The 10,822-nt window shown below is 71.7% G+C and carries 9 protein-coding genes and 1 pseudogene; 6 read left to right on the top strand and 4 right to left on the bottom strand.

Annotated elements, in window-relative coordinates; all coding sequences use genetic code 11:
* Positions 1-18: 18 nt before the first annotated feature.
* Together ACZ67M_RS08415 and ACZ67M_RS08420 are read right to left on the bottom strand one after the other, a co-directional pair.
* On the bottom strand, positions 19-1,083 hold the full coding sequence (locus tag ACZ67M_RS08415) for an aldo/keto reductase (protein WP_469850110.1): 1,065 nt from the start codon (positions 1,081-1,083) through the stop codon (positions 19-21).
* Between the two features lie 25 nt (positions 1,084-1,108).
* The gene (locus tag ACZ67M_RS08420) at positions 1,109-2,005 is read right to left on the bottom strand and encodes a helix-turn-helix domain-containing protein (RefSeq protein WP_469850111.1); all 897 of its coding nucleotides are present in this window, start codon (positions 2,003-2,005) and stop codon (positions 1,109-1,111) included.
* A 757-nt stretch (positions 2,006-2,762) separates the two neighbouring features.
* On the opposite strand from ACZ67M_RS08420, the gene ACZ67M_RS08425 reads away from it, so the two are divergent.
* The 3 genes and pseudogenes from ACZ67M_RS08425 (at position 2,763) to ACZ67M_RS08435 (ending at position 5,074) form a co-directional block, all read left to right on the top strand.
* A complete protein-coding gene (locus ACZ67M_RS08425) occupies positions 2,763-3,647 on the top strand; it encodes an aldo/keto reductase (RefSeq protein WP_469850112.1) in 885 nt (294 codons plus the stop codon).
* Between the two features lie 112 nt (positions 3,648-3,759).
* A pseudogene (locus ACZ67M_RS08430) lies at positions 3,760-4,220 on the top strand (cupin domain-containing protein).
* Entirely contained in the window at positions 4,217-5,074 is an 858-nt protein-coding gene (locus ACZ67M_RS08435; protein ID WP_392235861.1) for an aldo/keto reductase, read from the top strand. The pseudogene ACZ67M_RS08430 and the gene ACZ67M_RS08435 overlap by 4 nt, the downstream one beginning before the upstream one ends.
* Positions 5,075-5,224: 150 nt before the next feature.
* Here ACZ67M_RS08435 and ACZ67M_RS08440 read toward each other — a convergent pair whose 3' ends face one another.
* Positions 5,225-5,926 (bottom strand): maleylpyruvate isomerase family mycothiol-dependent enzyme, encoded by a 702-nt coding sequence (locus ACZ67M_RS08440; RefSeq protein WP_469850115.1) that lies wholly within the window; start codon positions 5,924-5,926, stop codon positions 5,225-5,227.
* A gap of 213 nt (positions 5,927-6,139) precedes the next feature.
* On the opposite strand from ACZ67M_RS08440, the gene ACZ67M_RS08445 reads away from it, so the two are divergent.
* Complete coding sequence (locus ACZ67M_RS08445) at positions 6,140-7,966, top strand: glycoside hydrolase family 3 protein (protein WP_469850117.1); 1,827 nt, start codon at positions 6,140-6,142, stop codon at positions 7,964-7,966.
* Between the two features lie 114 nt (positions 7,967-8,080).
* Here ACZ67M_RS08445 and ACZ67M_RS08450 read toward each other — a convergent pair whose 3' ends face one another.
* Positions 8,081-8,737, bottom strand: coding sequence for a hypothetical protein (locus ACZ67M_RS08450; RefSeq protein WP_392235866.1), 657 nt, complete (start codon positions 8,735-8,737; stop codon positions 8,081-8,083).
* A 208-nt stretch (positions 8,738-8,945) separates the two neighbouring features.
* Here ACZ67M_RS08450 and ACZ67M_RS08455 point away from each other — a divergent pair, with 208 nt between their 5' ends.
* A complete protein-coding gene (locus ACZ67M_RS08455; protein ID WP_392235868.1) occupies positions 8,946-10,130 on the top strand; it encodes a sensor histidine kinase in 1,185 nt (394 codons plus the stop codon).
* Complete coding sequence (locus tag ACZ67M_RS08460; protein ID WP_469850119.1) at positions 10,131-10,808, top strand: response regulator; 678 nt, start codon at positions 10,131-10,133, stop codon at positions 10,806-10,808.
* Positions 10,809-10,822 lie beyond the last annotated feature (14 nt).

A 10,822-nucleotide genomic window follows, 5' to 3' on the forward strand; every position in this document is an offset into this window, starting at 1 on the left:
CCGCGGGGCTGTCCTTCGTCATCCGGTCGAGGCGTTCGACGGCGAATCCGGTCGGCGGATGCCGAGGCGTCGGCGCTGGTCGGCCCCGAGTTCGTGATCACCGTAGCTGTTGTCGACGGGGTTGACGGTGACGCCTGGGGCGACGATGTCGTCGATGGCGTCCAGGACATCGGCGGACAGGGCGATGTCGGCGGTGGGCAGGAACGCTTCGAGTTGTTCCATGGTGCGCGGGCCGATGATCGCCGAGGTGACGCCGGGGTGGTTGACGACGAAGGCGACGGCGAGTTGGACCAGGGTGAGGCCGGCCTGCTCCGCCAGGAGCGCGAGCTGTTCGACGGCTTCGAGTTTGCGCTGGTTGGCGGGGGTGTCCATGTCGAACCGGGCCTGGGGGCGGGCAGCGGAGGCCGGGCCCCCGGTGGCGTTCTTGCGGTAGCGGCCCGACAGCCAGCCGCCGGACAGCGGGCTGTAGGTGAGGGTGCCCATGCCGTGGCGGCGCACGGTGGGCAGCACGTCCTCCTCGATGCCGCGGACCAGGATCGAGTACGGCGGCTGTTCGGTGACGAACCGCTCCAGGTTCCGTTCCCGCGAGGTCCACTGGGCCTCGACGATCTGGGAGCCGGAGTAGGACGAGGAACCGATGTAGCGGATCTTGCCCTGGTGGACGAGGTCGGACAGGGCGCCGAGGGTTTCGGCGACGTCCGTGTCGGGGCTGGGGCGGTGGACCTGGTAGAGGTCGATGTGGTCGGTGCCGAGGCGTCGGAGGGAGTTCTCGACCGCGCGGATGATCCAGCGCCGGGAGCCGCCCCGCTGGTTGGGGTCGTCGGGGTCCATGGGCATGAAGAACTTGGTCGCCAGGAACACGTCGTCACGACGGTCCTTCAACGCCTTGCCGACGATCTCTTCGGAGACGCCGGCGGAGTAGACGTCGGCGGTGTCGACGAAGTTGATGCCGGCGTCGAGGGCGCGGTGGATGATGCGGATCGAGTCGGCCTCGTCCTCGTTGCCCCAGGGTCCGAACATCATCGCGCCCAGGCAGAGCGGGCTGACCTTCACGCCGGTGCGGCCGAGCGGTCGGTACTGCATGGAGGCGTTCTCCTCGTGTGCGGGGTCAGTCGTTCCCGGCGGGGACGACCGTGCCGGTGGTCGTCCAGCTGGCGAGCAGGTCCAGTGCCTCTCGCTCCGGGGAGTCCGGTTCGGGGGTGTAGAAGTTGAGGCGCAGCCCCGGGTCGGAGGGCAGGTCCATCGCTTCGTAGGGCAGGGCGAGGTCGCCGACCAGCGGGTGGTGGAACTTCTTCACACCGAAGCGGTGGAACTTCACGTCGTGGCGGGCCCACCGGCGGGTGAAGTCCTCGCTGCGGGTCGTCAGCTCCCCGATCAGGTCGGTCAGGGCCCGATCGTGCGGTGCCCGCCCGGTTTCGGTGCGCAGGAAGGCGACCGCGTCGTCGGCGCTTCTGTCCCAGTCGACCCAGAAGTCCTGTGCCGCCGGGTCCAGGAACAGGAAGCGGGCGCTGTTGACCGGACCGCGCTGGGCGAACAGCGGCGAGTCGAACAGCGGCGCGTACAGGGCCCTGCCCAGTGCGTTGGCGGCCACGACGTCGAAGCGGGCGTTGCGCACGAAGGCCGGTACGCCGGTCATCGAGTCGAGCAGCCGCAGGATCGTGGGCCGCACCCGGGAGGTGGTCGCGGCGCGCCGCCGGCCGGCGGGGGTGGAGGCGCGGGCCAGGTCGTAGAGGTGGGTGCGTTCGGCCTCGTTGAGCTGGAGGGCGTGGGCGAGGGCTTCGAGGACGGAGTCGGAGGCGCCGGAGAGGTTGCCGCGCTCGAGGCGGACGTAGTAGTCGACGCTCATGCCGGCGAGCAGGGCGACCTCCTCGCGGCGCAGACCGGCGACGCGGCGGTTGCCGCCGTAGACCGGCAGGCCGGCCTGTTCGGGGGTGATCCGGGCCCGCCGGGTGCTGAGGAACTCGCGGACCTCGGCGGCGAGGTCCTTCTTGTCAGTGGCGGCCACGGTCGGACTCCGCGCTGGTGTGCCACGGCCGTGCCGGGCGGCCTTGCCGGTGGCAGCGGGCGGGCTCGGCGGGGCGACGGGGCACGGGGGTCTCCTTCGGGTCGGCGTGGATCTGTGCCGTTCCTCCACCGTAGGCCGGTGGATACGGGCCTGCGAGGTACTGCCAGTACCTGGAAGAGCAGTGACTCCCACCCGGGCAGCCGCCCGAGGTCTCCTGGAGAGGACCGAGGCCCCGATCCGCCGGAACAGACGGCCCGACCTCGGGCTTCCGGCGACATGAAGGAGCACCTTGCGCGCAGCACTCGGCTACGAAGCCGGCGCCGGCCGCGTCGGGGACACGGCCGACCCGGCTGCGGGAACGGGCGCGGCCCTCGTCCGCACCACCACCGTCCTGCGTGGGTGCGAGGTCGTCGGCGGCCACCGGGGCACGGGCGTGCGCCGGGTGTCCCGGGATGCCGGTGCGGCCGTGGGCGGGCAGTCTGTGATCAGGGTGGTGGGCACCTTCGCCTGCGCGGGCCGGGGCAGGGCCTGGCCCTGGCTCCGCCGGCCTCCAGCGGCGTCAACGGCGTCGCCCCGAGGACGCGGGAGCCGGCGCCGGGCTGGTCGACACCGTGCACCGGATCGGCAGCGCCCTGGCCCTGGGCCTCCTGACCGCCGTGGCCGACATCGCGGCGCGCTCCGGTGCGGCCTTGACCTCACGCACCGTCCTGACCCTGATCGTGCCCGCACGGGCCACCCGAAACGAAAGGACTCTGTGATGCAGACCCTCACCCTCAACAACGGCGTCCAGATGCCCGCGCTCGGACTCGGGGTGTTCCAGACCCCGCCCGAGGAGACGAAGGCCGCCGTCCGGGACGCCCTCGATCTCGGTTACCGGCACATCGACACCGCAGCCGCGTACGGCAACGAACGCGAGGTCGGCCAGGCCCTGCGCGAATCCGGTGTGCCCCGCGACGACGTCTTCGTCGAGACGAAGATCTGGATCAGCGACTACGGCTACGAGCAGACCCTGCACGGCTTCGACAAGAGCGCCGCCAAACTCGGCCTCGACCGCATCGACCTGCTCATCCTGCACCAGGCCCTCCCCTCGGACTTCGACAGGACGGTGGCCGCCTACCGCGCCTTGGAGAAGCTCCTGGCCGACGGGAAGGTCCGCGCCATCGGCGTCAGCAACTTCATGGTCGACCACCTCAGGACGCTGTTGGACGCCACCACCGTCGTCCCGGCCGTCAACCAGCTGGAGGTCCACCCCTACTTCCAGCAGCGCGACGTCCTCGACTTCGACGACGCGCACCACATCCTCAACCAGGCGTGGTCCCCGATCGGCGGGATCACCTTCTACCCCGGCTACGGCGCGGACCGTACCAGCGTCCTCGAGGATCCGGTCGTCACCCGGATCGCCGAGACCCACGGCAAGAGCCCGGCCCAGGTACTGCTGCGCTGGGGCATCCAGCAGGGCCGCTCGGTCATCCCGAAGTCGACCAGGCGCCACCGCATCGCCGAGAACATCGACGTCTTCGACTTCACCCTGACCCCGGACGAGGTGAAGGCCCTCGACGGCCTGGAGACCGGCCGCCGCGGCGGACCCGACCCGCAGGCCGTCACCCTCGCGGACTTCGGCCGCGCCATCCCCGAAGCCTGACCCCATCCCTATACGGAAGGTGACCACCATGACCGGCTGGAACGACGCCGACCTGGATCGGATCGGCGCGGCGGAGGAACTCGACCTGGATTCCGAACGCGGCGACGGCACCCTGCGCGCCCCCGGGGGAGACACCGACACGGCCGACCATGAGTTCGAGCAGATCTTCCCGCTCGGTGACACGAACGACGCCTACGCCGAGAACTTCGTCGGGCAGAGCTATCTGGCCCCTCTGACCGGCGGGAGCGTCCCGGTCAGCAACGTGTCCTTCGAGCCGGGCTGTCGCAACAACTGGCACATCCATCACGGCGGCGCGGGCGGGGGCGACCAGATCCTGCTGTGTACGGCCGGCAGCGGCTGGTACCAGGCCGAGGGCCAGGACGCGGTCAGCATGACCCCGGGCACCGCGATCCGCGTCCCGGCGGGCACCAAGCACTGGCACGGCGCGAGGCCGATTCGTGGTTCTCCCACGTCGCCTTCATCACGCCTGGAGAAGACGTCGGCAACGAATGGCTGGAGCCGGTCACCGACGAGGTGTACGGCCGGCTGCCGAGGAACGGAGAGAACGCGTGAGCACCCTGAACGAGACCTACACCCTGTCCAACGGCGTCGAGATCCCCAAGCTGGGCCTCGGCACGTGGTTCATCGACGACGACAAGGCAGCCGAGGCCGTGCGCGCGGCGGTCGGGACCGGCTACCGCAACATCGACACCGCGCAGGCGTACGGCAACGAACGCGGAGTCGGAGAAGGCATCCGTACCGCCGGCGTGGCGCGCGAAGACCTCTTCGTGTCGACGAAGCTGGCCGCGGAGATCAAGGACTACGACGCGGCGGTCGCCGCGATCGACGAGTCGCTGGCGAAGCTGGACATCGGCTACCTGGACCTGATGCTCATCCACTCCCCCCAGCCGTGGGACGACTTCCGCGGCGGCGACTACGCCGAGGGCAACCGCCAGGCGTGGCGCGCGCTGGAGGACGCCCACAAGGCGGGCAGGATCCGCGCCATCGGTGTGTCGAACTTCCTCCAGTCCGACCTGGAGAACATCCTCGCCCACGGGACCGTGGCACCGCACGTGGACCAGGTGCTGCTGCACGCCGGGAACACCCCGGCCGAGCTGCTGGCCTTCTGCGAGGAGCGCGGCATCCTCGTGCAGGCGTACTCGCCGATCGCCCACGGCACGCTCCTCGACAGCCGCCGGATCAAGGCGATCGCCGAGACATACCGGGTGAGCGTCCCCCAGCTGTGCATCCGCTACACCCTGCAACTGGGCACCCAGCCGCTGCCGAAGACCGCGAACCCCGAGCACATGCGCTCCAACGCCGACGTCGACTTCGAGATCTCCGAGGAAGACATGGCCACCCTGCGCACCCTCGACGAGCGCGACTACGGCGAGCACGCCGCCTTCCCCGTCTACAGCGGCAAGTAGGGCCGTACCCGGGCCCGGCCGCCACGCACCACGCCGCGGCCGGCCCGCCCGCGCGCCTTGCCGCCGCCGCCACAGAGGCGGCCCGGTCCTCAGGCCCGGGCCGGGCGAAGTGCTGTGACCGCGGGTGCCGGAGGTCGCGCGGACCTGCACTCAGCTTGTTCCTCGGCCTGAGCCCAGCCGGGTGCGCAGGACCGCCACGCCGTCCCCCTCCAGGTCCTCGCACGCCGCCGCGCGGCCCGCCATCCCCATCACCAGCGACAGCGTCGGCCCCCGAAGGAGATCCCCGGAGCCGGTGGCGAACGGACCGTCCGTGGCCTCGACCCGCAGGCCGGCGATGGCACCGCGGCTCGAAACGGTGAAGTCGCGGGCGGCGAAGAAGCGGGCCACGGCGGTCGTCGTGGCCACCGGTGGCGTCCGCACCAGACCCAGCGGCCGACGAATGTCCTCGCCGTGCACGACGATTTCGCCGAGCCAGGCCGCCGTGTGTCCCGTGGGCCCGGCGGGCCCGGCGACGGTCTCGCGAAACCGTCGCAAGGTCCCCTCAGGTGTGGCACCACGGTGCTCGGCGAGTCGTCGGTCGTTGTGCAGGTCGGCGTCGAACCGCACGGCCAGCATGCTCAGCAGCCAACGCCACCGTCCCACGCGGGCGCCCGCGGTCAGGTGGGCCACGACCTCCTCCACGGTCCAGCGTTCGCACAGCGACGCGGCCGCCCACTGCGCCGCACCGAGCCCGGCCAGGTCTTGGGCGAGCGCGGAGCGCTCGACGTGGATCGCCCGCTCCAGGTCTCGCCGGGTCTCCAGAATGTGCGGTTCGGTCATGGTGCGGGCCTCCAGGTGCCGGGTGTCGCGCATCGGACTTCTGCCGGCGTCAGAACTCATCGGTCACCAGCCCGAGTGGGCCGCCACCCGGCCTCCTGACGGGCGCGGAGCCCGCATTCGTCTGGACCTATTTTGTCTAGACCTATTGCCCCGCCCGTAATCCGCGGGCTACCTTTCCCGCTGCTCGGAGTCCTTCAAGAATCCGTCAAGTCCCTTGATGGGCAAGGGTGGAAGGAGCAAGTCCGCATGCAGGACCGAAGTCTCTCCCGACGAACCGTACTCGCCGCCGCGACCGTGGTCGCCGCGGGCGCGACGGCCGTCTCGGGTGTGGCAGCCACCCCGGCGGTCGCCCACTCGCGCGACCGCCGCCTCAAGAAGATCATCTCCAGGATGAGCGTCGAGGCGAAGATCGGGCAGCTGTTCGTGCCGTACTTCTACGGCACGTCGGCGACTTCCCCCAGCCCGCTCGACCAGGACCGCAACCTCAAGGAACTCGGCGTCCGCACCGTGGCCGAGCTCATCGCCAAGTACCACGTCGGCGGGGTCATCTACTTCTACGGCTGGACGAACAACATCCAGGACCCCCGCCAGATCGCGGACCTCAGCAACGGTGTGCAGCGGGCCTCGCTCGCGCTGCCCACCCCCATCCCCTCCCTGATCTCCATCGACCAGGAGCACGGCGTCAACGTCCGCATCGGCAGCGGCGCCACCCAGCTGCCGGGAGCGATGGCGCTCGGCGCGGGCCGTTCGCTCTCCGACGCGCGCACCGCCGGCTGGATATCGGGCACCGAACTCGCCGCCCTCGGCATCCGTCAGAACTTCGCGCCGGTCGCCGACGTCAACGTCAATCCGGCCAATCCCATCATCAACGTCCGCTCCTTCGGTGCCGACGCCCACGAGGTCGGCCGCATGGTGGACGCCCAGGTGACGGGATATCAGCGGGCCGGTGTCGTGGCCTGCGCCAAGCACTTCCCGGGCCACGGGGACACCGGCGAGGACAGCCACACCGGACTGCCCGTGATCACCCACACCCGCGAGGAGTGGGAGCGCATCGACGCCCCGCCCTTCCGGGCCGCGATCGCCGCCGGCGTCGACTCGATCATGACCGCGCACCTCCAGGTCCCGGCGCTCGACCCCAGCAACGAGCCCGCCACCCTGTCGCCCGCCATCCTCCAGGGCGTGCTGCGCGACGAACTCGGCTTCGACGGTGTGATCGTCACCGACGCCCTCAACATGCAGGGGGTACGCACCAAGTACGGCGACGACCGCGTGCCGGTCCTCGCCCTCAAGGCCGGTGCCGACCAACTGCTCTTCCCGCCGAACATCGACGTCGCCTACAACGGTGTCCTGGCCGCCGTCCGGGCAGGGGAGATCACCGAGGACCGCCTCGACGAATCGGTCCTGCGCGTCCTGCGGATCAAGGACAAGGCCGGCCTGCTCAGCGGCAGCCCCTACGTGTCGCAGAGGGAGGTCGACCGGGTCGTCGGCGCCCGGGGTCACCAGCGCGCAGCCGCCCGTATCGCCGAGCGCACCACCACCCTGCTGGTCAACGAGGACGACACGCTCCCGCTGCGCCGCGGGCAGCGCAAGCTGCTCGTGGTCGGCGCCAGCCCGGCCTTCCCGACCGACGCCAACCGCACCACGGTGCCCGAGCTGGCCAAGGCGTTCGACGAACTGGGCTACGCCACCACCCACCTGGCCACCGGCCGGACGCCCGACGCCGCGAAGATCGACGAGGCCGTGGCCGCCGCGCGCGGACGGGACGCGGTGGTGGTCACCACCGACAACGTCGGTGCCACCAGCGCCCAGCGCACCCTGGTGTCCCGGCTGCTCGCGACCGGCGTCCCCGTCGTCCACCTCGCGGTGCGCAACCCCTACGACATCGCCCACGTCGGCGACGTCCCGGCGTCACTGGTCTCCTACTGCTGGACCGAGGTCGAACTGCGCGCCGCGGCCCGGGTGATCGCCGGCCGGGTCGAGCCCCGGGGCAAGCTGCCCGTGCCCATCCAGCGCGCCGACGATCCGGCCAGGGTCCTCTTCCGCATGGGACACGGCCTGTCGTACGACGACTGAGGTCGGCACAGCCGCACGGATCCCGGCTCCGGTGCTTCCGCTTCAGGGGGCATCGGGCCGGCCGTCGCGGCCCGCGCCCGGTTAGGCCGCATGGTGGGGGGAGCAGGGGCGGGGTCAGCCCGCCGCGCCGTCGAGGAGCCGGCTGTAGCGGAGCCGCAGGGCGCGCTCCGTGCTGGCCGTCACCGTGATGAGGCCGACCACGGTGTTGCCCCAGGCCGACAGGTCGACGGGCGCGGTGAAGGTCCCGCCGACGTGCCGGGCGATTTCCTCCGGCCGGGTGAGCTGTTCGGCGAGCTGCGTGAGGACGAGGAACAGGCCGGCGAGGAGCACGACCGCCGAGAGGAAGCCGACGGCGCGGCTCACCACGGGGTGCTCGCGGTCGAAGTGGGCGCGGCGCCCTTCGGCCGAGTCACGGTCGGGGACGAGTTGGTACTCGGTCCCGCCGTCGGTGACGTAATGGCAGCGCTTGAGCCCGAACTCGCTCCTCCTCACCTCCACGACGCCGCCCGGGACGGGGAAGGCGGCGGGGAGCTTCGACTCGGCGTGCTGCCTGCCGTCGAGGTACAGCTGGGCGCTGACCCTGCCGGAGTCGTCGCTCTTCCAGTGCCTGACGTCGACCGCGTACACGCTCCGGCCGCCGTCGTCGTTCGGCAGCCGGAGGTAGAACAGGGCGCGGAACGGCAACTGCCACCAGCGGAAACGCTTCAGCGCCCGCCCGTCCCCCGGCCCGACCCGCCGCACGGCCCGCCGACGGCGCGCGTCCTCGAACATGCCTGCCACTCCTTCCGCTCGCTCGGCTCGCGCTGCTCGCCGGTCGTCCCGGCGCATGAAGGAGTCTGCTGGCGCGGCGCGGGCCGCACATCGCCCCGGCGGCCCAGAACGTCCTGGACCACGGGCGAGGCGGGGATTCGACTTTGGTCTAGGACCCCTCAGCCCTCCGGCCGAGTCACCGGCCGCACGGCTTCGCGATAATGGCCGGGTGAACATGGACGTCGCGCCACGGCTCGGATGGTGGCAGCAGACCTGGCGGCTGACGGCGGCCGCGGCCCTGGGCCTGCTGGCCTGGTTCACCACCGGTGTGGCGGTGTCGAAGGGGCCGGCGGGCGAAGTGGGCTCCTGGTTCCTCATCGGTGATCCGCTGGTGGCCGGCGCCTGCCTGACGGCGCTCCTGTGGCGGCGGCGGTTCCCGCTCGCCGTCGCACTGGCGGTGTCGGTCGCCTCGACCACGTCGGCGCTGGCCACCGGCGCGGCGCTGGTGGCACTGGGCTCGATCTCCACCCGTCGTCGTCCGGTGGAGATCGGGGCCGTGGTGGTGGCCTACGTGACCGCGACCCAGTTCGCCGTCCAGCTCTATCCGGTCGAGACCCCGCCCGGCACGTTCTGGTTCCAACTCGTGTCGCCCGCCCTGACCGCGGGCATCGCGGTGGCCATGGGCATGGCCGTCGGGGCCCGGCGCGTCGAGGTGCGGTCGCTGCGGGAGCGGGCGGAGAGCGCGGAGCGGGAGCAGTCCGCGCGGGCGGCGCAGGCGCGGGCCCAGGAACGCAACCGGATCGCCCGCGAGATGCACGACGTCCTCGCCCACCGGATCTCCCTGGTCGCCATGCAGGCCGGCGTGCTGGACCACCGCCGGGACCTCAAGGCCGAGGAGAACCGCGTACTGGTCCGCGGCATCGCCGAGGGTTCCCACCTCGCCCTGGAGGAGCTACGGGACGTCCTCGGCGTGCTCCGGGCCGACCCCGGTCTCCCGGAACCGCCGCAGCCCTCGCTGGACGGCGTCCCCGACCTGGTGGCCGACGCCCGCGCGTCCGGACTGGACGTCATGCTCACCGGCACCGTGACGGGGACGCCGCCCGACCTCGTCGGCCGCACCGGCTACCGCGTCGTCCAGGAGGGGCTGACCAACGCCGCCAAACACGCCCCGGACGCGCGCATCCGCATCACCCTGGAAGGAGCGGCGGGCGACAGCCTCCGGGTGAGCGTCCGCAATTCCCCGTCGACCACGACGGCCACGAAGCCACCGGCGTCGGGATTCGGCCTGCTCGGCCTCGGCGAGCGTGTCGACCTCGCCGGTGGAGAGCTGCGCCACCACCCCACACGGGACGACGGCTACCTCCTCACCGCACAACTGCCCTGGCCGGACCCCACGCACGAAAGGAGAGCATGAGTGGACAGCGAGCGGGAGCCGGTGCGGGTCGTCATCGTCGACGACGAACAACTGGTGCGCATGGCACTGCGGCTCGTCATCGAGGGCGAACCGGACCTGACCGTCGTCGCGGAGGCGGCCGACGGCGACACTGCGATCGCCGCGGTGGACGAACACCGGCCGGACGTCGTGCTGATGGACGTGCGGATGCCCGGCCGTGACGGTCTCAGCGCGACCCGGGAGCTGCTCACCCGGCCGGCGCCGCCGAGGGTGCTGATCCTGACCACCTTCGACTCCGACGATCTGGTGCTCGGCGCCCTGCGCACCGGAGCGCTCGGGTTCGTCCTCAAGGACACCCAGCCGCCGCAGCTCCTCGACGCGGTGCGGGCGGTCGCGGACGGCAATCCCGTACTGTCTCCGGCCGCCACGGCGCGGGTGATCGCCGCGGCCACCGGTCCGCACTCCTCGCACGCCCGCGACTCGTCGCGCGACGCCGCGCGGAAGCAGCTGGCCGCGTTGACCGAACGGGAACTCGACACCGCCCGGGCCATCGCCGACGGGCTGGGCAACCCGGAGATCGCCCGGCGGCTGCACATCAGCGTGGCGACGGTCAAGGCGCACACGGGCAGCCTGTTCGCCAAGCTGGCCGTCGAGAACCGGGTGCAGATCGCCCTCCTGGTGCGTGACGCCGAGGGGTGACCCCTGGCGGGAGC

This window comes from Streptomyces sp. NPDC107500, assembly GCF_055582785.1.

Bases quoted from the DNA above. Each gene is read 5' to 3' on its own strand.
- ACZ67M_RS08415 (WP_469850110.1), bottom strand. From the start codon at position 1,083: ATGCAGTACCGACCGCTCGGCCGCACCGGCGTGAAGGTCAGCCCGCTC.
- ACZ67M_RS08425 (WP_469850112.1), top strand. From the start codon at position 2,763: ATGCAGACCCTCACCCTCAACAACGGCGTCCAGATGCCCGCGCTCGGA.
- ACZ67M_RS08440 (WP_469850115.1), bottom strand. From the start codon at position 5,926: ATGCGCGACACCCGGCACCTGGAGGCCCGCACCATGACCGAACCGCAC.
- ACZ67M_RS08445 (WP_469850117.1), top strand. From the start codon at position 6,140: ATGCAGGACCGAAGTCTCTCCCGACGAACCGTACTCGCCGCCGCGACC.
- ACZ67M_RS08450 (WP_392235866.1), bottom strand. From the start codon at position 8,737: ATGTTCGAGGACGCGCGCCGTCGGCGGGCCGTGCGGCGGGTCGGGCCG.